18 protein-coding genes are annotated in these 20,081 nt (G+C 68.8%); 8 read left to right on the top strand and 10 right to left on the bottom strand.

The window, feature by feature from the left end; translation table 11 throughout:
• Positions 1 to 35: 35 nt before the first annotated feature.
• Together DC008_RS36405 and DC008_RS00600 are read right to left on the bottom strand one after the other, a co-directional pair.
• A complete protein-coding gene (locus DC008_RS36405; RefSeq protein ID WP_164492241.1) occupies positions 36 to 575 on the bottom strand; it encodes an ATP-binding protein in 540 nt (179 codons plus the stop codon).
• A 72-nt stretch (positions 576 to 647) separates the two neighbouring features.
• A complete protein-coding gene (locus DC008_RS00600; protein WP_108705189.1) occupies positions 648 to 1,514 on the bottom strand; it encodes an alpha/beta fold hydrolase in 867 nt (288 codons plus the stop codon).
• 260 nt (positions 1,515 to 1,774) lie between these two features.
• Here DC008_RS00600 and DC008_RS00595 point away from each other — a divergent pair, with 260 nt between their 5' ends.
• Positions 1,775 to 2,287: a CGNR zinc finger domain-containing protein gene (locus tag DC008_RS00595; RefSeq protein ID WP_108705188.1), complete on the top strand. Its 513-nt coding sequence runs from the start codon at positions 1,775 to 1,777 to the stop codon at positions 2,285 to 2,287.
• A 128-nt stretch (positions 2,288 to 2,415) separates the two neighbouring features.
• Here DC008_RS00595 and DC008_RS00590 read toward each other — a convergent pair whose 3' ends face one another.
• The 6 genes from DC008_RS00590 to DC008_RS00565 all read right to left on the bottom strand — a co-directional run bounded on the left by DC008_RS00590 (position 2,416) and on the right by DC008_RS00565 (position 8,498).
• Entirely contained in the window at positions 2,416 to 3,051 is a 636-nt protein-coding gene (locus DC008_RS00590; protein ID WP_108705187.1) for a LysR family transcriptional regulator, read from the bottom strand.
• Positions 3,052 to 3,524: 473 nt separating this feature from the next.
• Positions 3,525 to 3,950 (bottom strand): VOC family protein, encoded by a 426-nt coding sequence (locus tag DC008_RS00585; protein ID WP_108705186.1) that lies wholly within the window; start codon positions 3,948 to 3,950, stop codon positions 3,525 to 3,527.
• Between the two features lie 263 nt (positions 3,951 to 4,213).
• Positions 4,214 to 5,956 (bottom strand): MOSC and FAD-binding oxidoreductase domain-containing protein, encoded by a 1,743-nt coding sequence (locus DC008_RS00580; protein WP_108705185.1) that lies wholly within the window; start codon positions 5,954 to 5,956, stop codon positions 4,214 to 4,216.
• A gap of 44 nt (positions 5,957 to 6,000) precedes the next feature.
• A complete protein-coding gene (locus tag DC008_RS00575; RefSeq protein ID WP_235071402.1) occupies positions 6,001 to 6,825 on the bottom strand; it encodes a DUF427 domain-containing protein in 825 nt (274 codons plus the stop codon).
• A 90-nt stretch (positions 6,826 to 6,915) separates the two neighbouring features.
• Positions 6,916 to 7,635 (bottom strand): SDR family oxidoreductase, encoded by a 720-nt coding sequence (locus DC008_RS00570; RefSeq protein WP_108705183.1) that lies wholly within the window; start codon positions 7,633 to 7,635, stop codon positions 6,916 to 6,918.
• Positions 7,632 to 8,498 (bottom strand): alpha/beta fold hydrolase, encoded by an 867-nt coding sequence (locus DC008_RS00565; protein WP_108705182.1) that lies wholly within the window; start codon positions 8,496 to 8,498, stop codon positions 7,632 to 7,634. The genes DC008_RS00570 and DC008_RS00565 overlap by 4 nt, the downstream gene beginning before the upstream one ends.
• 112 nt (positions 8,499 to 8,610) lie before the next feature.
• On the opposite strand from DC008_RS00565, the gene DC008_RS00560 reads away from it, so the two are divergent.
• The 5 genes from DC008_RS00560 (at position 8,611) to DC008_RS00540 (ending at position 14,941) form a co-directional block, all read left to right on the top strand.
• Positions 8,611 to 11,388, top strand: a complete 2,778-nt coding sequence (locus tag DC008_RS00560; protein WP_164492240.1) for an ATP-binding protein — start codon at positions 8,611 to 8,613, stop codon at positions 11,386 to 11,388.
• A 180-nt stretch (positions 11,389 to 11,568) separates the two neighbouring features.
• Positions 11,569 to 11,778, top strand: coding sequence for a hypothetical protein (locus DC008_RS35645; RefSeq protein WP_208645788.1), 210 nt, complete (start codon positions 11,569 to 11,571; stop codon positions 11,776 to 11,778).
• A gap of 211 nt (positions 11,779 to 11,989) precedes the next feature.
• Positions 11,990 to 12,664 carry a haloacid dehalogenase type II gene (locus DC008_RS00550; RefSeq protein WP_108705181.1) on the top strand — a complete coding sequence of 225 codons (675 nt, stop codon included), beginning with the start codon at positions 11,990 to 11,992 and terminating at the stop codon, positions 12,662 to 12,664.
• Between the two features lie 258 nt (positions 12,665 to 12,922).
• The gene (locus DC008_RS00545; RefSeq protein ID WP_108705180.1) at positions 12,923 to 13,528 is read left to right on the top strand and encodes a dihydrofolate reductase family protein; all 606 of its coding nucleotides are present in this window, start codon (positions 12,923 to 12,925) and stop codon (positions 13,526 to 13,528) included.
• A 1,059-nt stretch (positions 13,529 to 14,587) separates the two neighbouring features.
• Complete coding sequence (locus DC008_RS00540; protein WP_108705179.1) at positions 14,588 to 14,941, top strand: hypothetical protein; 354 nt, start codon at positions 14,588 to 14,590, stop codon at positions 14,939 to 14,941.
• Between the two features lie 802 nt (positions 14,942 to 15,743).
• On the opposite strand, the gene DC008_RS00535 is transcribed toward DC008_RS00540, so the two are convergent.
• Both DC008_RS00535 and DC008_RS00530 read right to left on the bottom strand, forming a co-directional pair.
• Positions 15,744 to 16,403 (bottom strand): response regulator, encoded by a 660-nt coding sequence (locus tag DC008_RS00535; RefSeq protein WP_108705178.1) that lies wholly within the window; start codon positions 16,401 to 16,403, stop codon positions 15,744 to 15,746.
• Positions 16,400 to 17,527, bottom strand: a complete 1,128-nt coding sequence (locus DC008_RS00530; protein WP_108705177.1) for a sensor histidine kinase — start codon at positions 17,525 to 17,527, stop codon at positions 16,400 to 16,402. Before DC008_RS00530 ends, DC008_RS00535 begins: the two co-directional genes overlap by 4 nt.
• 232 nt (positions 17,528 to 17,759) lie before the next feature.
• Here DC008_RS00530 and DC008_RS00525 point away from each other — a divergent pair, with 232 nt between their 5' ends.
• Positions 17,760 to 18,158, top strand: a complete 399-nt coding sequence (locus tag DC008_RS00525; RefSeq protein WP_108705176.1) for a DUF6223 family protein — start codon at positions 17,760 to 17,762, stop codon at positions 18,156 to 18,158.
• Between the two features lie 626 nt (positions 18,159 to 18,784).
• Positions 18,785 to 19,708, top strand: a complete 924-nt coding sequence (locus DC008_RS00520) for a universal stress protein (protein ID WP_108705175.1) — start codon at positions 18,785 to 18,787, stop codon at positions 19,706 to 19,708.
• Positions 19,709 to 20,081 lie beyond the last annotated feature (373 nt).

The following is a 20,081-nucleotide window of genomic DNA, read 5'->3' as shown; positions in this document are numbered from 1 at the left end:
CGCATCCGCCACTGGCTGGCCCGGATGGTCACTGGTCACTGTCCCGGTTCCGCTCGTGATGCTCGGAGCGCAGCCGAAGAGACGGCCGCCCTCACGGGGTGGGGGAGGAGTGGCGCGCCGGCCCCAGCGGGTAGCGGTGCCGGCCGGGCCGGTGAGGGTGTGCCACAAGCGTTGTGAGCGCCCGTGGCCTGCCGGCCGGCGAACTGCGACCAGACGCATTTGCCGCCGGTCGCAGACAGCTCGACCCCCCAGTCATCTGCCAGTCGCTCGACGATGAACATGCCTCGCCCGGTGGTCGCCCGCCGGTCGCGGGGCAGGGCTGCCGTTGCCTGGGGCCGGTTCCGGTCCTGATCGTGGACCTCGAGCCGGACGCAGCCGTGCCGGTCGATGCAGATCCGCACGGTGAAGCTGGTTTCGGCGTGGATCAGGGCATTGCTTGCGAGTTCGGAGACGCAGATGCGTAGGTCGTCGGAACGTGAGGGGTCGAGGTGGCATGCGACGGCGGATCCGACGAATCCTCGGGCCTGTGCGACGGAACGGGGGGTGGGGTCGAAGGAGCGCTGTAGGTGAAGCATGTGAGGTCCTGGATTGGTCGGGGGGATGTGCCTGCTCATGAAGGGCGGGTCTCGATCTGGGGAGGGGTGCGGTCACGCGGGGATGCGGGCGAGGAAGCCGCGGATGTGACCGGCGATCTCCTCCAGATGGCTCTCGAGGGCGAAGTGCCCGGACTCGAGAAGGTGGATCTCGGCATCGGGCAGATCGCGCCTGAAGGCGCGGGCTCCGTCCGGTCCGAAGATCTCGTCGTTGGCGCCCCACACGGCGAGCAGTGGCACCTGGCTGGTGCGGAAGTACTCGTGCACGTGCGGGTACAGAGCGACGTTCGACGCATAGTCCCGGAACAGTGCCAGCTGGATGGCGTCGTTGCCGGGCCGGTCGAGCAGTGCCTGGTCGACGGTCCAGCTGTCGGGGCTGACGAGTGAGGTGTCCTTGACGCCGTTCACGTACTGCCAGCGCGTCATAGCGAGGGTGAGAGCGCCGCGCAGGGGAGCTTCGGTCTCGTCGGTCGGGTTGTCCGCGTAGGCGAACAGGCCGTCCCAGAAGGGACTCACGAACCCGTCCGTGTAGGCGTTGCCGTTCTGAGTGATGATGCCGGTGATGCTCTCCGGGGAACGGGCGGCCAGCCTCCAGGCCAGGGGTGCGCCGTAGTCCTGCACGTAGACGGCATAGCGCTCCACCCCGAGCTGCTGCAGCAGCGCTGCGGTCACGTCGGTGAGCCGGTCGAAGGTGTAGTCGAACTCATCGACCTTCGGCATGGCCGACTGGCCGAATCCGACCATGTCGGGGGCGATGACGCGATGGGTGTCGGCAAGCTTCGGAATCAGGTTCCGGAACATGTGGGAGCTGGTCGGGAAGCCGTGCAGCAGGACGATCGCGGGCGCGTGGGGGTTGCCCGCCTCCCGGTAGAAGACGTCCAGCCCGTCGACGGCGGTGGTGCGGTGGTGTACGACGCTCATTTTCTAACCCCTAAAAAGCGAGTTCGCTGGTGCTCCCAGTGGAACACCGTTCATCTAACCTGTCAAATGGCTTTTGGGAGTTAGGATACTCGAGGTGGTGGTCCGGAAGGTCTGGGGGCCAGCGGTCTGCGTGTCGGTCCAGATGGCGGCGTCGGCCTGACGTCAGCGGTTGCTGACCATCAAAAATGCGTTTGACGGTTACGCCATGGAAGCGGGAGGCGTAACCTGTAAAACTCCTGCGACTGGTTAGGAGGGGTCGGATGGTGATCGACACAGTCCGCGAGGACGCACTGCTGGACCTGCTCAACACGACGCCGGTCGTGCGCGGCGTCGTGGACGATGCACTGGCAGGGCCGCAAGGGCGACAGTGGGCCCTTCAGCACGGTGGTACGGGAACCACGGCCGAACTGACCATCCTCACCAGCGCGAGAGACGCTCTCCAGAGAGTGGTCCGCGGGGCGGCAACCCCGGAGGATCTCCGAGAACTGCTGCAGGACGTTTCCAGCACCCCGCAGATCAAGGGTGGCAAGCTCGTGTGGTCTCTCCGGGTGCCCGACGACCGGCGTCTGCCCGTGGACATGATCCTGGCGTGGGCCGGCGTCCAGGAGACGAGGCCTGGACGGCTGCGACCTTGTGAGAACCCGGAGTGCCGGCGGTTTCTCCTGGATCGCAGCAAGCCCAACACCGCCCGCTGGTGCTCCATGAGCGAGTGCGGAAACCGTATGAAGGCCCGGCGGCACTACCAGCGCGTCAAGGACAACATCTCACGCTGAACAGCCCGATCAGGCTCACGCTCCTCCAACGCGGCGAGCGTGCGGGCCAGGCGTCGCGAGCCGGGCTCCACTTTTGTTCGGAGCCTCTTACGGCCGACCGTGGCGGCCCGGCACCACTGTCGGGCGCCTCAGGCCGAAAGGTCCACCACGGGCAGCCCGTTGCGGTGCAGATCGGCCATGAAGTGAGACACCAACGCATCCGATGGCGTTTCCGTGATCGCTACGACGCTGCGCTGTACGGCCGGTTCCAGGCGTCGCACCACACCGGCCGGCCGGGCCATCAGAGCCGAGACCGGGGCGACCGTCACCCCCATGCCGGCGCCGGCGAGTTGGACGGCCGTGCGCGGACTGCGGGTGCGAATCACCGGCCTGAGCGCGACCTGATGACGCTCGACAAACTGGACATCAGGCCGCTCCCGGATCCAGCGCCCCAGAATCGGCACCAGCAGCCACACCGTCATGGTCTCCGCACAGGCGAGCCTGAGCCGTCCCACCCTGCCCTCGCCCGTTTGGCTGCCGGCCTCCACCGCTCGGGCGGCGGCTCTGAGGGCGACGCGGGCCTCCTTCGCGGCAGCGAGCCCTGCCGCCGTCACCCGCACTCCGCGAGCCCGACGTTCGACCACCGGGGTACTCAACTCACGCTCCAGACCGGCGATCTGGTGCGACAGAGCGGGCTGCGCCAAGTGCAGCACGGCGGCCGCCTTCGTCACCGACCCCGTGTCGACAGGCGCCACCAGGCACTGGAGCGCCCTCAACGTAGTCATTGCGACATTCACCTCAAGCTGTGCGAGCCGGCAGTAGCCGGACGGAAGAAGGAAATGAGTCGCCTCAGAGCCAGGGCACGGCGAGACTCCCGCCCTCGCCGAGGAGGACCCGCCGACCAGGGCATGGCGCACGGGCTGAGCCCACTCTCCAGACGGCGAGCCCCCGGCAGGCCCAGCCGCGGCAGCCGCTCCATCGAGGAGTGCCTTCGTACCGTCGAGGAGTGCCTTTGTGCCGAGGAGACACATCTCGCTGGGCCGGGGCCTGCCGGGTTCCCGGCTTGCGCCGGGTCGCGGTCGCCCGAGCGGTCGTTCACCGGTGGAACGCGCATAGGCAGAGGCGTCCTGCAGCATCGCCAACTCGGTCGGCGCCTTGGCCGGACCGACCTCGATGTCGAGCAGCCATCCCTGGCCGTAGGGATCGCCGGACGAGGTCGGGGAAGTTGTGTCAGGCAGGTGTCGTCATGCAGGGCCGCTCAGCGGTATCCGATTTCCTGCAGAATCCACGTGTTGCCGTCGGGATCAGCGAAGTCGGCGACGCTCGCGTAGTCGCGCCGCTGCGGGTGCAGCCCGGACTCCCAGTCGCCCTTCCAGTCATCGAGCGGTGCCTTGTGGCGAATGCCGCTCACCCTCGCACCTCGCTCGGTGAGCTCACGGTGGGCGGCTTCCAGGTCGGTCACGGCCAGATAAGTGCAGCGCGCTGTCCCGGCAGGCGCGTCGGTGAGTCCACTGCCGATCTGGACCGAGCAGCCCGAACCGGGTGGTGTCAACTGGACGACACGGAAGGCGCCGGTGGGGTGGTAGTCGACGTCCAGGTCGAACCCGGCCTTCTCGGTGTAGAAGGCGAGCGCCCGGTCGACGTCGCTGACCGGGAGGGTGACAACTTCGAGCTTGTAGTCCATCAGGAACCTGCCAGATTGTGTCGACCGCGGCCGTACCGCGGGTATGGGGACGGAGGTCAACTGCTGCGGGTGAGCCAGTCGCGGAGCCGCGTGAGCATGGCCGGCCCACCGCCCGCGACAGCCCGCGCGGCGCGTCCCCCGAAGGTGGGAGTGACCGCATGCGGCGGTCGGCCGAAGTGGATCGGTGGCACGGGCCCGAAGGGCGGGGTGACCGCCGGTTCCTCGACAGGCTGTGGATCTGGTGTGGTCATGTCCGCCACCCCTCACATGTCCAGGACGACATCGGAGTCGGGCCGGGCGCAGCAGATGAGCACTTCCCCGTCGGCGGGAGCCTCCAGCGGAGTGGTCCCGTAGGCGACGTCGCCCGTCAGAAGGGATGTCACGCAGGTGTGGCAGACCCCTGTACGACAACTCCAGCGCACCGGGACATCGCATGCCTCGGCGAGCTCGAGCAGGCTGCTGCCGGTCTCGGGGAACGGCGTGGAGATGCCGCTGCGGGCGAAGGTCACCACGGGACCGGTATCCGGCGGCCCGGGCGGCTGGTGGGGCCGCCGGCCACTGTGCTCCCGTAGGCCGGGGGTGATCGCACTCATCGCGCCGAAGAGCTCCGTATGGACCGCGGACGGATCGACGCCGGCGGCGGACAGGGCGTCCTTCGCATCGGTCATGAAGGAGGCAGGCCCGCAGACATACGCGGTGGCGTCGTGCGGCACCCCCAGAGCGATCACGGCCTCCTTGCTGAGGCGGCCATGGACGATGCCACCCCCGGCCGTCTTCGAAGTGGGCGCAGCAGCGCTGTAGAAGATGAACTCCCGGGCGTGTGGCAGCGAGCCGACCAGGGCGTGCGCCTCGGCCGCCAGCGGGTGTTCCTGCGCGCTGCGGGCACTGTGGATCCACCAGACCTCACGCTCGCTGCGGGATGCCGACAGTTCGTGCAGCATCGCCAGCACCGGAGTCAGCCCGATGCCGGCAGAGACGAGAAGAACGGGAGCCGTGCCCGGATGGAGCACGAAGTCCCCCCGGGGCGCCGCGACGTCGACCAATGCCCCTGGCCGAAGCTTGGTCGTCAGATACGTACTGGCGAGGCCGCGGGGCTCGTGCTTCACGCTGATGCGGTAGCGGCCGTCTCCGGTGGCCGACGACAGAGAGTAGCTGCGTATCGGCGCAGGATCTCCGGCCCCGGGAACGCGGAGCGTCAGGTGCTGTCCACCGCGAGCGGGAGGAAGTCGCGAGCCGTCCGGGGCGGCCAACTGGATCGAGCGAACCGTGGCGGTCTCCTGAACCACCGCGGCGACCCTCAAGCCCTTGAATCCCTCCCAGGCCGGTTCGCCCTTCCCGGTCTCTGCCGCCGTGCCCTCGTGCTCCGCCGCCGCGAGCAGTCCCCGGAAGGAGCTCAGCCAGCCAGGGCTCATCGCGGGAATCCGCACAGCGCGGTGCAGCTTCTCGATGTCCCGGTCGGGCAGGTACAGCAACGCATCCGCCTCCGCCACGCTCAGCTCGCCCGGCCCGGAAGCGATCTTGATGACGTCTTCGCCGGCCTGGATGCGGCCCTCTCGAAGGACGCGCATGTAGAAGCCAGGACGGTGGTGGCTCACCAAGAGCGCGGGCAGCGAGGGCTCTCCCATGCGCAGCCCCACCCGGTAGCAGGTGACGCGTGGCTGGGTGACCTCGAACTCGGCCTCGCCGATGCGGTATCGGTCGCCGATGCAGACCTCGTCGTCCGCGAGACCGTCGACGGTGAGGTTCTCACCGAACTGGCCGTACTCCAGGTCGTCCCGGCCCAAGTGGCGTTGCCAGTACCGGTAGGAGTCGATCTGGTAGACGAGGACTGCCCGCTGTTCTCCGCCGTGGCCGGCCGTATCCCCCTGGCCGTCCCCGTCGAGGTTGAGGCGCCGCGCCATGACCGGCCCGTGCACCGGGTACTTCCAGACACCGGTGTAGATGGTCCGCCCCTGCCACGGCACGTTCGTGGGCATCCCGACATTCACCGACAGCAAAGACGGCATCGCATCCTCCTTCCGTACCAGGGCGCCGCCATGATCAGCTGTGCTCACTTCCCCGGGGCACGGGTCTCATCGAGGTCGAGATTGCGGTCCACGCCATGCGAGACCACGTTCTGCCCGGGCTCAAGCCTCAGCCGCACACCGTCGAGGAAGACCTCGACCTCGTCCGGCTCGAAGGACACCATCCCCGACACGCGGCGCACCTCGTCCCAGGCGTCCTCGTACGACCACGCGGCACGTTTCCCGCCGCCGATGTCGTAGTAGCTGGCCAGGCCCTTGTACGGGCAGAACGTCTGACCCTCGGCCTTGGTCAGGGCCGCCTCGTCGACGTCGTCACGCGGGACGTACCAGCGGGGCGCGAATCCGGACTCGTACAGGACCAGGGGACGCTTGCTGTCGGCAACGACCTGATCGCCGACGCGGACCACGAGGTGCCGACTGGTGGAGCGGATGTCGATGCGGTGATAGGCATCCGCCGCGTGACCGACGATCCGCTCGTCCTCCTCGAAGAAGCCGTCCATCGCCCGCCAGGCGAATGCGATGCGCCCCTTCAGGTCCTCCGCGTGGTCGGGTAGATCCACATGCTGCCAGGCGGCCCGCTGCTTGCTCTGGCCGCCGGCGCGGACGGTGTACCAGGACGTGGCACCGAGGTCGCGATGCCGGGTCGTGTGCTCGGCCTGCTCAAGGACGTCTGCGGCGACATCGGTGAGCAGGAAGTACGCAACGGGGTAGCGGCCCGGCTCGTGCAGCAGCACGACATCCTCGCTGTCGACGATCCAGGCGCCGCCGAACTTGACCCGCATGCGCCGGCGAAGCGGCTCGGCGAACAGGATCCGCTCGGGCAGCGGCTGCGGGATCAGGAACCGGCCCACTGCTCCTGCAGCGAGTGGTCCTTGTTGCCAGGAAAGCCCCATCGTCTTGCTCCTCTCGTGCAGGACACGCAGGCAACGGCTGCGCACCGGTCAGGTGAGTGGTTCGCCGCCGTCGATGTGCAGCGTCGCGCCGGTCATGAAGTCGCTGGTCATGGCGAACAGGACAGCATTGGCGATGTCATTGGGCCGGCCGATGCGGCGTGCGGGGTTGCGGGCTCCCATCTCGGTGAAGTAGCCCTCCTTGCCCTCCTCACCGAGGGCATCCCAGGCCCCGGTGTCCACCACGCCGGGGGAGACGGCGTTGACACGGACGGGTGCCATCTCCAGAGCCAGTGAGCGGGCCAGGACGTCGGCGGCCCCATTGGTGATCGCCACGCCCATGGTCCCCGCGGTGATCTTCACCGCGGCGACGCCGGAGAACAGGGTGAACGACCCGCCCTTCCGCATCCGTGGTGCGAGATGCTTGGCCAGCATCAGCGGACCGATCACTTTGGTGTCGAACGACAGACGCACCGCATCCCGGTCCAGGTCGGCCAGCCGGCCGCGCGCTCGGGCCGAGGCCGTGGACACCACGTGGTCGACCTTGCCGAGCCTCGTACCGAGTGCGGCGATGGAGACTTCGTCGGTGAGGTCGACCGTGTCGGCACTGATGTCGGGCTCCCCCGAGTAGACCTCGTCCAAGGCGTCGCGGTTGCGGCCGGCGGCGACGACTCGTGCACCCGCGTCGCGCGCGGCTACGGCGACGGCTCGCGCGATTCCGCCTCCGCGCCCGACGACGAGCACGACCTGGCCCCGCAGTGGGCCGCTCATGACAGCATCCGCCCGAGGAACCCGCGGATGGCGCCGGCAGCGGCATCGAGGTGGCTCTCGAGCAGGAAATGACCGCCGCTGAGCAGGTAGATCTCAGCGTCGTCCACGTCGTCGGCGAAGGCGAGGGCCCCTTCGGGAACGAAGATCTCGTCGTTGCGGCCCCATACCGCGAGCACGGGCACCTGGCTCTCCCGCAGATAGGCGTGCAGCTTGGGGTACAGCGTGAGGTTGTTGGCGTAGTCGGCGAACAGCCGAAGCTGCACCAGATCATTGCCGGGCCGCGACAGCAGCGCGAAGTCGTGGTACCAGGTGTCCGGGCTGACCAGGCTCTCGTCTCCGACGCCGTTCACGTACTGCCACCGCGTGACCTCGAGCGTCAGCGCCTGACGCAGCGCCTTCTCCGTCTCCGAGTTCTGCTCGGCCCAGTAGGCGCGAACCGGCTTCCAGAAATCCTCCGCGAAGCCTGCCTCGTATCCGTTGCCGTTCTGGCTGATGATCGCGGTCACGGCCGCCGGGTTCGCCAATGCCAGCCGCCAGCCGATCGGCGCTCCGTAGTCCTGCACATACATGGCGTACTGGGTCACACCCAGCTGATCGAGGAGGCCGGCCGTCAGCTCCGTGAGTGCTTCGAAGGTGTAGTCGAAGTCGTCTACGGACGGCGCGTCCGACAGGCCGAAACCCAGATGATCCGGAGCGATGACCCGGTACCGGTCCGCGAGCAGCGGTATCAGATTGCGGAACATGAACGAGCTGGTGGGGAAGCCGTGCAGCAGGACGATGACGGGTGCGTCCGGCGGACCGGCCTCCTGGTAGAAGAGCTTCTGCCCACGAACAGTTGCGTAACGATGGTGGATGGTCGCCATGACATTTCCTTCGCTCGTCGCCTACGTGAAGCCTGTCGCTGCCGCGCCGACCGGCGCATCCGCCACTGGCTGGCCACCATGGCGCGCACAGGGCAAGCGATAGGGTGATCTCGTGCAGCCTTCCGACTTGCCCGGCTGGAGACGCGGGGCAGAACTGACAGGCCGGCGCCTCGAATGCAGCGCGCTGGACCGTCTGATCAGGGATGTTCGTTCGGGCAGCAGCCAGGCACTGGTCGTGCACGGGGAACCTGGTGTCGGCAAGACGGCACTGCTGGAGTACGTCGCGGTGCAGGCCCTCGGGTGCCGTGTCATTCGTGCCGCAGGCATCCAGTCGGAGATGGAACTCGTCTTCGCCGGCCTCCACCAGCTGTGCGCGCCCGTACTGGATCTCCTCGACAACCTTCCCGCGCCGCAGCGGGCCGCGCTTCGAACGGCATTCGGACTGAGCGCAGGGCCGCCTCCCGACCTCTTCCTGGTGGGGCTGGCGGTGCTGGGTCTGCTGTCGGAAGCCGCCGAGCAGCAACCCCTGATCTGCCTCGTCGACGACGTGCAGTGGCTGGACCGGGCCTCGGCGCAGGTTCTCGCATTCGTCGCCCGCCGATTGGGCGCGGAGGCGATCGGTCTGCTCTTCACGGCCCGAGCGGGCAGCACCAGTTTGGGCGGTGTACCCGAACTGGCTCTCTCCGGCTTGCAGGAAGCAGACGCGCGAACGCTGTTGAGCGCGCTCCTGAACAGCCCCCTCGACGCGCGTGTGCGAGACCAGATCATCTTCGAAGCCCGGGGCAACCCGCTGGCGCTCCTGGAACTCGTCCGAGGACTCTCACCGACCGAGTTCGCCGGAGGGTTCGGACTTCCCAGCGCGGCACCGCCGTCCAGCGATCTGGAGGAAAGCTTCCTTCAACGCGTCGCGGCCTTGCCCGACCGGACCCGCACTCTGCTGCTCGTCGCGGCCGCTGATCCGTCCGGTGATCCGGCATTGGTGTGGCGGGCGGCCAGTTGGCTGGGCATCGCGCCCAACGCCGCGACCCCCGCAGCGGACGCGGACCTCGCCGACTTCGGAACACGCGTGCGCTTCCGCCACCCCTTGGCCCGTGCCGCCGCCTACCACGGCTCTACGATCCAGCAGCGACAAGCGGCCCACCGAGCACTGGCCGAAGCCACAGATCAGGCCCATGACCCCGATCGGCGTGCGTGGCACCGTGCGCAAGCCGCGCCGGGAGCCGACGAGGACGTCGCCACGGAGCTGGAGCGCTCGGCCGGCCGCGCCCGGGCCCGCGGTGGCCTTGCAGCGGCGTCCGCCTTCCTGAAGCAGGCGGCCACACGCACCCTCGATCCCGTCAAACGAGCCGGCAGAGCTGTTGCTGCCGCGCAAGCGGAGATCCAGGCGGGCTCCTTCGACGCGGCCCAGGACCTGTTGTCCATGATCGAGCCGGGGCCGCTGACCGCGTCCCAGCGGGCAAGCGTCGACGTGGTCCGCGCCCAGCTGGCCTTCAACACCAGCCGCGGCGGGGATGCTCCGGTCCTGCTCCTCAAGGCCGCGAAGCAACTGGAGTCGATCGACGTGGCGCTCTCCCGCGCCACCTACCTGGACGCACTCTCCGCATCGGTGTTCGCCGGCCGCCTCGCCAGCCCTGGAGGCCATGTGCCGGAGGCAGGCCGAGCCGCGAGCGCCGCACCCCGTTCCCCCCACCCCCCGACTTCGGTCGACTTGCTGCTCGACGGCATGGCTTGCGGGCTGTACCACGGCTACGCGGCCGGAGTTCCGCCGCTCACCGCAGCGCTCGAAGCGTTCGGAACCAACATGACGGCCGAGGAGGAACTGCGCTGGATGTGGCTCGCCGGCATCACGGCGATCCGTCTGTGGGACGACGCCCGCTGGAACCAGGTGTCCATCCGATATGTCCAGCTCGCTCGTCGAACCGGTGCGCTCAGCGAACTTCCTCTCGCCCTGACCCAACGGACCTTCACACTGCTGTTCGCCGGCGACCTGCCCGGCGCGGCCTCCCTGATCGACGAATTGCACGTGGTCCAGGAAGCCACCAGAAGCGGCCTCGCCCCTTACGGTGCGATGATCCTCGCCGCCCTGCGCGGCGACGAGGACCAGGTCGTCTCCCTGGCCGATACCGCGCTCAGGGACGTGACCGCCCGTGGCGAGGGCATCGGCATCAATTTCGCCGAGTGCTCCAAGGCGCTGCTCTACAACGGGTTGGGCAGATACGACCTGGCGACGGCAGCGGGCGAGATCTCCGTCGACTACGACAAAGACCTGGCCTCCCACTGCTGGTCCCTGCCCGAACTGGTCGAATCGGCCGTACGCAGCGGGATGACCGACACAGCTCACCGGGCCTACACCCGGCTGTCGGAGATGGCGGAAGCCGCGCGCAGCGACTGGGTACTCGGAGTGCAAGCACGCTGCCACGCACTGCTCGCCGATGACGAGGTCGCCGAGAGCCTGTACCAAGAGGCCATCGACCGCTGCGGCAAGACACACTTCCGGGTCGACCTCGCTCGCGCCCACCTCCTGTACGGGGAGTGGCTGCGCCGCCGACGCCGCCGGATCGACGCGCGCGAACAACTCACCCTCGCGAACGCCATGCTGGAGGAGATGGGCATGACGGCATTCGCCGCGCGAGCCGGCCGCGAACTGCGCGCGGCAGGCGGGCGCACACACGGGCGTGCCGTCCCCACCCAAAGCCAGGGCCTGACCGCGCAAGAGGAGCAGATCGCCCGCATGGCTCGCGACGGACTCTCCAACCCCGAGATCGGAACCCGGCTCTTCATCAGCGCGCGGACGGTGCAGTACCACTTGCGCAAGATCTTCACCAAGCTGGGAATCACCTCGCGCAGCCAGCTCGAAAGCGTTCTGCCGGGTGCACCGTCCCGGCTCTGATCGAGGCGCCAAGCCACCAGCGACCTCATGGCCGACGCAGGGCAGGGCCCAGGCCGAACAATTGACATCAGACAAGCCGTCCATCGCGCTGCCGCCTGCGCAGACTCTGAGCAACGGAGAAACACCTCCATCGGCAACAGCCCGAAGGACATGCGGTGACCGAGCTGATGCCTATCAGAAGTGATCGCCAACCGCGCGCTCAATACCCTGGCCAACTACTTCGATCACTTCAACGACACCCCCAACGAGTACCCCGAACTGGTCACCCCGCGCCGACCCACGCCCTCACCGCGGGAAGCTCCTGCGAGGTCCATCGCCGAGGACGTCACCGACGGACGGTTCACTGCAGACGCCCTCCGAGTCGACAGCACGGTGCCGGTTGACTTCTAGGCCGCATGGTGCGGACCTTGCCTATGACCGCTCTTCAGCGAGCCGATGACTGAACGACCAACTCCGAGGACGGCGCACACGCATCGCCCGGCTGGCCGGCGACGCCAGCTGTCAGCCCCAGGACCTTCTCGACCACCGTGGACCGCACAGCAACACCGTCCGCCAACACGCACAACTTGCCCCGCCCACCGACCAGAAGGGAGTGCCCCCCGTGACCCGAGTGCTGGCTTTCGATGTCAACGAGACGCTGCTGGATCTCAAAGCACTGGACCGGCCTTTTCAGGAACTCTTCGGCACCTCGGGACTCAGACCGCAATGGTTCGCCCAGATGCTGCAGTTGTCCTTCATCGGCGGCGTCACCGGCTCCTATGTCGACTTCACCACGGCCCAGCGAGCAGCCTTCCACATGATCGCCCGACGTGAAGGGACAGAGCTGACCGAGAACCAGATCGAGGCCACGGTGGCCCTCATGCGCTCACTGCCACCGCATCCCGAGGTGCCCCCGGCCCTCGAGCGGCTTGCAGCCACCCCCCTGCACCTGGTGGCGCTGACGAATTCCGTGCAGGACGTTGCGGAGCAGCAGCTGACCAATGCCGGCATTCGCACGCTGTTCGACCGTGTGATGTCAGCCGACACCGTCCGCCGGCTCAAGCCCGCGCCCGAGCCCTACCTCGCCGTCGCCGCGGCATTCGACGTCGTCCCCGGCGATGTGCGTTTGGTTGCAGCGCACTCCTGGGACGTGACAGGGGCCCTGCGTGCCGGCTGTAAGGCGGCATTTCTGCAACGTCCCGGTACCGTCCTCAGCCCCATTGGACCGCAGCCCGACATCGTCGCCGACAATCTCGAAGTCCTGGTGGACCTCATCATCGAACGCGATTGCGGTTGAACGACCGCCTGGGCCGGCGCCAGCCTCTGCGGTAGACCCGGACGCACCGCAGAAGGGGTCTGAGGGCGGACGGGCTCGGCCAACACCTGGCCGGAGTCGCGGGGAAGATCACCGCTCTGTTGCACTCCGTGTACGGGGGCTGTGTCGGTGGCTGTGGCCTGCTGTCTGGCGGATTCTGAGATTTCTTGCGGTGTGGCCGGTGAGTTTCCGACGGTCAGCCGGTCGAAGCTGGTGAAACCGTATGGAAGGGAGTGGGCTATGTCGGAGCTTCTGGTCGATTTCATCACTTCGCTGGATGGCTGTGCGTCGGGGGAGGGGTGGCCCGGGTTCTGGGGTCTGGAGGGCCCGGAGTACCTCGGATGGCTCGGGGAACAGCCGAAGGCCACCTACTTGATGGGGGCGAACACCTACCGACTGATGTCGGGATTCGCGGCAGGGGAGGTGCCGGCCAGCCAGGACGAGTTCAGGCCCGAGGAGGAGGCGTCCGTCGACGAGCTCACGCAGGCGCCGAAGGTGGTGTTCTCCGCCTCCCTGGAGGAGCCGCTGTCGTGGGCGAATTCCACGCTCGTGCGTGGCGACGCTGTCGAGGCGGTACGCGCCTTGAAGTCGGAAGGTTCGGGTCTGCTGAGCACGATCGGCAGTCTGAGCCTGTCCCGGTCGCTGCTGCGGGCGGGACTCGTCGACCGTTTCCGGGTGGTGATGTTCCCGGTGATCACCGGAGCCACGGGAGCGGAGCGTATCTATGACGGTTACCCGGATGTGGCCCTGGAGATGATCGATCACCGTACTTTCGATGGCCGTATCCAGTTGGTCGAGTACAGACCGCGGGTCCTCGAGCACCCGCCGCTCGGCGTCCCCGGGTGACTTCGCCGGGCCTGCTGGTCTGCCGGTCCGGATGGTCGTAAGCGTTCCTACAGGCGTGGCAGCTGGTCTTGGTCGAGGAGGCCGGTCGGCGTCAGTGGTACCCAGCCCTTGTCGTGACGCGGTGGCGGGGATTGCGTGGTCTCTACGGGGGCCTCTGCAGAGCTGTCCGTGCAGGCCTGTGGTGCTGGCCGCAGGTGCCCACCTGCAAGCCGCTCGCGGGTGGCTGCCGCCCGTCCGAACCCTCTCGCTGGAGGCTCGGGCCCTGGCATGGCAGACCGGCGCGGACAGTTCGTAGGTGGACCGCTGACGATGTCGTCGAGCACATCCGGTCCGCGGCGAGCCATCGAGCGTGGTCGTCCTCGCCGACGAGCGTGATGCGATGTGCGGTAGACCGCGCGAACTGGTCTTTGGCGGGCCGGACGTCGTTCCGGTCAGGGTGCGTGGCGCCACAGCGACGACAGCAGCCTCCGCGGCCCCGCAGCGCCCCCAGTGTGCACTCGCCTACGTCACCAGCCTGGCACAGGTTCAGGGCGAGATCCCTGCGCTCAGCGAATGCCGGGTGGTTCATTGCGGGGTTCGTGCTGCTGGTGTAGTCGGGGGCGGGATGGTTCCCGGAGGGGGGCGGTCGGGTTCAGCGGTGCCGGGGGAGGGTTTCACGCTGCCTGTGTTGTGCGGCGGCCGGCTCGTACCCGCGCCTTGTACGGCCTGGGTGGTTGCGGTGGGGTCCCGGTTCAGCGCGGGCGGGCGTCTGCACTTTCACGGTGTCGTCGTGCTGTGATCGGGCGCCACTCTGGCCAGGGGATAACGGTAGCGGAGGGCGGCAACTCGCCTGCCTGATGATCAGCGTTACGGGGTCGGCGCGGCGGCACGCGTCGGGGACTGCCGACCGCTTCAGAACACCGCATCTCCGGTGCCCGGAATATACGGTGCAGTGTGGCCTTTTTGCGTACGTGGCCGAATAGGCCCTGACATTGTGGTGTTCCAGTGGCGGGGTGTAACGCGGGGGCGAATACCGGGCGCTGTAGAGGGAGGAAACAGACCCGTCAGAGTGGATTCCCCATGAACAACACCGACCCGGCTTCCGGATACCAGACCTACAATCCTCCGCCGCCGCCCGACCACTCGGCCCGCAACCAGAACACCGCACGCAGAACAGCCCTCGCCATCTGCACTTTCGCCGACATCGCGGCCGGCCTGCTGGGGTTGTGGATCGTGCTCTACCTGTTCGACGCCAACCAGGCGAACCCCTTCGTCGAATTCGTGCACGGAGCGGCCGACTGGCTGTCCGGATGGGCACAAGACATTTTCACCATGGACACAGAGGGGCTACGGATCGTCCTCAACTACGGACTTCCGGCCGTCATTTATCTGCTGATCGGACACGGCATTGCCGCGCGGATCAACCGGGCCTGATCCGACGTGAACGCGGCTTCTACGAGGCCGGGCCTTGCGAAAGCCGGGCGCCGTGCCGGAGCCGCGACTGCGGAAAGTGCCCGAGACGGAAAGGCCAGCACAGTGACAGGCAGGTCGAACGAGGGGGACCCCCCACCGATCTATGAGGATTTGGTGCGCGAGCGCGGGGACGTCGTGGCGGATGCCCGGGCGGCTGCCGAGCAGGCGCAGTACCAGGCAGCCCAGCTGCTGGGCAGCCGCCCGCTGCACCAGCCGCACCCCCCGAGGGTGTGACACGGACGTCGGGGGAGGGCCGGGGCGATGCGCTGCGCGCTGGCGTGCTTGCCGCGGCCGGGCCCGTCTGGCCATCCAGTCCAGCAGGCTCTGCACGCGCCACAGCTGCCACCGGTAAGGGGTTCTCGGCGCCGGCGACCAGGAGACTGCACACTCGACGAGGAGACGAGCGCCGGCGCCGATGGAACCCTGCCTCTACAGCGGCTGAGCCGGGGTCAGGGGAGGCATGTGCCGCCTCTCCGCCGTGGAGACGGGGGCTGCCCCAGCCGGGTGATGTGCCCGGCTGGGGCAGCGCTTCGGGTAGCTCTCGAACAGTGCGGGCGCTCACGATGAGGGTGTCGGTATGACCCGCCTTCGGGGCGTCCACGATCGTGTATGTCGCGATGGAGTACCCGGCACGGAGCAGTTACCGCTCCCGCACCGTGGGTGTGTAGCGGTAGCGGCAGGTGAGCATTGCTTTCCCGGCGAACCCGCCCCAGTACATGCCCTGCGGCCGTACGCGCCCGGGACGGCCGACGGATGAGCGATCTCAGCCGGTGCTGGGGGTGACCAGGCCGGATTCGTAGGCCAGGACGACGAGTTGGGCGCGGTCGCGGGCGTGGAGTTTGGTCATGGCCCGGTTGATGTGGGTTTTCGCGGTCATGGGGCTGATCACCATGTGGTCGGCGATCTGGTCGTTGGACAGGCCGCGTGCGGCCAGGGTGACCGCTTCGCGTTCGCGGCTGGTCAGTACTTCGAGCGCCGTGCCGGTAGCGGGTGGTGGCTGGGTGAGGTAGCGGTGGATCAGCTTGCGGGTGATGGACGGGGCGAGGAGGGCGTCGCCGCGGGCGGCTGCCCGTACGGCGTGCAGGAGGTCCTCGGGCACGATGTCCTTGACGAGGAACCCGGCGGCGCCGGCGCGCAGGGCGTGAAGAACGTACTCATCCATGCCGTAGTTGGTCAGTATGACGACGTGGACGCCGGCCAGGGCCGGGTCCGCGGCGATGCGCCGGGTCGCTTCGATGCCGTCCATGACCGGCATCTGGATGTCGATGAGCGCGACATCGGGCAGGTGTTCCCTGATGAGTGCCAGGCCTTCTTCGCCGTCGGCGGCTTCGGCCACCACCTCGATGTCGTCCTCGAGGTCAAGGAGTGCGCGGAAGCCGCTGCGGATGAGGGGCTGGTCGTCGGCCAGCAGGACTCGGATCATGATGTTCGTTCCACGGGGAGCTCGGCGCGGACGGTGAAGCCGTGTCCGGTGAGCGGTCGCGCGTGCAGCCGGCCGCCCAGGGCGGTGACGCGTTCGCGCATGCCCAGCAGCCCCAGGCCGGGAGCCGGGGCATCGTCGGGGGTGGCCTTGCCGTCGTCGTCCACCTGGACCGTAAGGGTGTCGGGACGGTATTCGATACGGACGTTCGCGGTGGTGGCGCAGGCGTGGCGGGCCGTGTTGGTCAGCGCCTCCTGGACGATGCGGTAGGCGGTCCGGGCCACCGCGGCCGGCACGTCGTGGGGTTGCCCTTCGGTCGTCAGGGTCGCGTCCAGGCCCACCGAGCGGGCGCGCCCGACCAGTTCCGGCAGGTGCTCGAGGCTGTGCGGCGGGCTGGTGTCGTCGTCGCGCAGGGCTTCCAGGGTGGCGCGCAGTTCCCGGGTGGCCTCCCGTCCGGCCGTCCGGATCGCCAGCAGTGTCTCGGGTACCTGCTCGCCGCGCCTGCGGGCCATGTGGACGGCGACCTCGGACTGCACCTTGATGACCGAGATCTGGTGCGTGAGGGAATCGTGCAGCTCCCGCGCGATGTGCAGCCGCTCCTCGTCCGCCCGGCGCCGTGCGGTCTCCTCCCGGGTGCGTTCGGCTTCCTCCGCCCGCCGCTCGGCCTGCCGCAGCGCCTCCCCGGCGGCGAACGCGGCGATCAGCCAGGCGATCTCCAGGACGCTGCTGGCCTGCGCGAACGCCTCGCGCGCCGGCCCGTCACGCGAGACCAGCGCGGTGAGAGGCAGGACGGCGAGCAGCGACACCGATGCCGCCACCGTCAGGGCATTGTGCCCGGCCCGCACGGCGCCGTACACCGCGACCAGGTAGGAGACGGCGAGGACCTCGAAACCCGCCGCCTCGTACCCGACCGCGCACAGGCCGGTGACGGCCAGCACGGCCAGCGGGGCCCTGCGGCGGGCGACCAACGCGAGGCCGCCTGCTGCCAGCAGTACGGCGCCGATCAGCCCGCGCTCCCCGTCCGGGTGCTGTCCGGACAGCCCGGTGCCCAGCAGCAGTGCGGCCACACTGACGGCGATTGCCCAGTCCATGGCGCCGGCCGGGACACGAAAACGTCCTGTGCCCATGCGCGCACCCTAGCCGGACCCCGGAGTCGGGCGAGTCCTACCGGCGGACGAGCGGCCGGCTACCGCGCCCGCGGTACTCGCCCGCCGCCTGCCGTGTGCGCGGCAGACGACTGCCATGACGGCGGCAGTGCGAAGAGACCGCGCTCGCTGGACGACGGCCGTGGGGCCGCCCGGCACGCTGATGGCAGGACGCAGATGGCGGAGTTCGCCACAGATGAAGGAGGAGTGCGGTATGAGCGCAGCAGATGTCCTGGCGGTGGCCGCCGAGGGCGGCGTCATCGGCGACGGGCGCACGGGGGCCAACCTGGCGCTCGGGGTGGCTCTGGCCGGTGTGGCCGTCGGCTGGCTGTCCCTGGCCCGTATCGCCGGCCGTATCAGCACCGGCAACGCGCGCACCGGCGGCCTGTCGGCCCTGGCGGTGGGCGTGGCCGGCACAGCCCTGGCGGTGCTGCACCTGGCCACCTCCAGCGGTGGCCCCGGCACCGGCAACGGCATCGTGGGAGCCATCGTGGCCATCCCTTTGGGGCTGCTCGCCATGGTCCTCGGCCGACGCGCTCTGACCCGCTCCCGGCGCACCGGGCAGAGCGCCGACGGCATCGGGCACGAGCGGGAGTCCGAGTCCGCCTCATGAGCACGCGTGGGGGCGGTCCGCCCGGGCATACGCCTTCGGGCTGGCATTGCGCGCGTACGGTCTGGCTGACACAGCACGACCCTCGGCCTCATGGAGTCACGGGACACCTCATAGGTGCGCAGTGACCGTACGCGATGCGTACGCTGGCCCCGCGCCCCGGACCAGCCGACGGTACCTTCGGTGGCAGTGGCAGTGGCAGTGGCAGTGGCCGGTAGGGAACGGCTGGCGGCGCAGCGCAGCGGTCTGCCGGTCACCGGGATTCAGCACGACATGCGACGTGTCGGTCGAGGCGTGCCGCGCGGGGGCAGCGCTGCCTGGGCGGCACGTCGCAGCGCTCGAGGGTTCGATGAAGTCCAAGGCCGAGCCCGCCGCCCGGTTCGTGGATCGGACCAGCGGCATGGCGCGATCGGAGTGCTCGACGCCGCGAACGTCCTCGCCTACGAAACGGTGGTGACGCTCCTACGCCCCGAACGCCCTGTGGGATAACTCCCCATCGGATGACGAGCGGCAGGCGATGCGCCGGGGGGTCGGAGTGCGGGACGGTCGGTTCCTGGCTGAGGACCAGTGGCCCCTGCTGCCGCCGCCTGACGGGACCAAGACTCGAAGCAGCCTGAAGGAGGATTTCCATGACCCGCACCATCACCGTCGGACTGGACGGCTCGCCGGCGAGCCTGGCCGCCGCAGACTGGGCCGCGCACGAGGCACAGCTGAGGAACCTGCCGCTGAGGCTCGTGACCGCGTGGGAGTGGCAGGCCCCCGCCTTCGCACCGGCGACCGGACTCGGCGTGCCGGTGCCGCCGAGCGACCTCCAGCGGGCATCGGCCCAGCACCTGCTGGCCCGAGCGCGCTCCCGCGTCGCCGAAGCCGGCCCGGAAGTGCCGATAGCCACCGATGAGATCCCTGGTCTGCCCGTCCCGGCCCTGCTGAAGGCCGCCGAGGAGGCCGAACTGCTGGTACTGGGCTCCCGCGGACTGAGCAGGACGGCGGGATACCTGCTCGGCTCCGTCTCCCAGGCCGTCCTCGCCTCGTGCGAGCGGCCGGTCGTCCTCGTCCGTGCTGCCGAACACGCAGAGGAGAAGGGGCCGCCGGAGTCCTCGGCACGCGAGGTCACCGCCGCCGCCTTTGGCCACCGTGACGTCGTCCTGGGCCTGGACCTGCACAAGCCCGATGACGCGGTGATCGACTTCGCGTTCGACGCGGCTTCACGGCGCGCAGCCCGCCTGCGGATCATTCACGGCTGGACGCTGCCGCCCTACTACTACGGCGGCGAGCTGATGCCCGACATGAACGACGGCATGGTCAAGCAGGTACGGAGCGAACTGTCCGACGTCCTGCGACCGTGGCAGGACAGGTACCCCACCCTGGAGATCCACGCGCAGGCCACGATCGGTGGCGCCGGGCGCCACCTGGTCGACGCCTCCTACGACGCCGCCCTCGTGGTGGTGGGCAGGCAGATCCGTCGGGCGGCGGTCGGCGCTCATATCGGTCCGGTGACCCAGGCGTTGCTGCACCATGCCGTCGCTCCGGTGGCGGTGGTCCCGCACGACTGACCGGGAAGCTGCTCAGGACAGGTGACGCCAAGGGAAAGGCTTCCGCCTGTTCGATCGTCAGCCCGCCTGCATGCGAGGGGTGAGACACCGCCGCGTACAGGCGGGCTCTTCCCATGCCGGTGGGTGGCCGAAGGTCCCCGTGGATCGGGGCTGTTGAGCCTTCGGGGTGTGGACCTTCGGCGTCGGGTGCGTGGGGGTGGGGTCCGGGAGAGTGAGTGGTGTCCGGAACCGGCCGGATCTTCTGTGAAGGGGTCACTGTCATGGCCCTGTACCAGTCCACGCACCGTGGTTCGGGTCTCCGTCTGCCGTCGTTCCGCCGTGACGGGGCGGTTTCCGTGTCGGGGAAGGCGAGTTCGGAGGCCGGCGTGCTCAC

Source organism: Streptomyces nigra, from assembly GCF_003074055.1.
Lineage (GTDB): Bacteria > Actinomycetota > Actinomycetes > Streptomycetales > Streptomycetaceae > Streptomyces > Streptomyces nigra.
This window is presented reverse-complemented; position numbering and strand designations above follow the sequence as displayed.